The organism is Pseudomonas sp. AGC41 (assembly GCF_057334555.1).
This window is the reverse complement of the sequence record NZ_JBHFJB010000141.1, coordinates 1-1,813: the sequence shown is the minus strand read 5'-3', so window position 1 is coordinate 1,813 and position 1,813 is coordinate 1. Positions and strand designations below refer to the sequence as shown.

At 52.1% G+C, this 1,813-nt stretch carries 1 protein-coding gene and 1 pseudogene; both read right to left on the bottom strand.

Annotation, left to right across the window (positions count from 1 at the left end):
* Positions 1 to 500 (bottom strand): annotated as a pseudogene (locus tag ACE04F_RS23110) (type IV secretion protein Rhs); the annotation flags it as partial.
* Between the two features lie 505 nt (positions 501 to 1,005).
* Positions 1,006 to 1,813 (bottom strand): RHS repeat-associated core domain-containing protein (locus ACE04F_RS23105; protein WP_486110057.1); only part of this gene is annotated, 808 nt, incomplete at its 5' end.

Below are 1,813 nucleotides of genomic sequence, written 5' to 3'. Positions count from 1 at the left end.
TAGCGATAACGTTTGTCCTGATACACATGCACCCGGTTGTGCTTGATCAGGCCGTTGACCCGGTAGCCGTCGAACAGGTTACCGGCCGGGTCGTAGTTGAGGCTTTCGATATGCTGGCCCTGCTCCCCAGGATTGGTGCGGTGCATGCTCTGGAACTGCTCGACGGGGTTGTAGCCGTATTGCGCGCTGCCTTGATAGGACTTGCCGGTCATTGACGGGTGGTGAAAACGCCCGATCAGGCTGTCGTCATTGGACGCCGTGGCCGGGTGATTAGCGCCTGAGCGCTGCGTCTGGGTCAGTATTTCGGCTATCAGATTGTCGCTGGCGTCGTACTGGTAGTCCTTCTGCAACAATGGCAACACTTCGCGGGCGACATTTTGATAATGGAGCGCCTTCTGGCTGAGGCGGCCATTGCGGTCGTAGCGGGTGCGGGTCAGCAGGCTGCCCTGGGTGCGCAAGATCTCGTCATGCAGGTGATCGCGCTCGAAATCGCTGATCACCCGGCCGCCCAGGTTGATTTGATGCAGGTGGCAGCTCCCGTAATACAGGTGGTTGAGTTGGCGAGAATTAAGTTTTGTTAGGCGCTAAGTCGCGCAAATTCCATATCATTTTCAAATGATAGGTTAATGCACCAAGAAAAGTCGCTGCGGAATAGGTAGTGAGATTGGGGGATGTCGACAATGGCGCACAGGAACGCTTGCAGGTCAGAGATTTTTACAGTGTAGGCGTGATCTGTAAGGCTGTCTCCTATATAAATTATCTCCGAGTTATCGTCATCTAAATTGAGTATGGATTTTACAAAGTTGCAATAGTCTAGATGGATGTTTTCTGGATTTGCTCTAGAGTATTTGTAGTCCGGGAGCAAGGAGAGGTCTATGCGGCCGCCTATGGTTGGATATTTTTTGTTAATTATCTCTAAATACTGTTCTAGCGAATGTGGCGCGCTAATGTGTATTCCTGCCTTTTTGCAAGATTCGATAAGATCAAGGTCGTATGACATTATTTTTATCCTCTGCATGATAGTGAGCGACTAAGTTTTGTGAATGTTTTTTGTAATCTGGAAACAATTGATCTTGTTGCGTTGAAAATGAAGTGTGGGCCTTTTTCCTTGCCTGCCCAAGTGTTGATGTGAGCCTTGTTTCTATCGTCAAACTCAACTCTGAATCCGACTTTCCCGTTAGCCGTCTGCATTCCAATCGGCGTTCCCTTTATATCTCCAAAGCGCCCTAGTGTCTCCTTCTCGGCCCGGAATCCTCGCTTCTCAAGCCATTTCAAAGCCTCATTTCTAGCCTGTTCATATGACTCAAAAACCTTGTCAGTGGTTAAACCAAGCGGATCTACCCACCCCGTCGAGTTCGGCGCATACACATAGAGGTTAATACCCCCCGCCAACCCAATCGGATCCGGCTGGGTAAACCGCCCCACATCCGGATCAAAAAACCTGAAAGTGTTGTAGTGCAGCCCGATTTCGCGGTCAAGGTACTGGCCTTGAAACCGCAGGTTCTGCTCACGCCCGGCCTGCCGATCATGCCATTCGTCCCGCGTTCTGCCCCAGGCCTGGTACTCGCTGTGCCACACCGTATTGCCGTCAGTATCGGTGAGCTGTTCCGGCAGCCCGGCCAGGTTGGTGTGAAAGTAGAAAACCGCCTCACTACCGGGGTTGCCATCAAGGCGTGCCAGCGGTTCATAGCTGCCCGGATCGGCATACACGTACAGGCTGGGTCTGCCGTCCTGTACCTCTTCCAGCAGGCGCAAGCCCTGCCAATGGAACAGCGTGCGGTTGCTCGGTTCACTGGCGTCATCGTTATACACC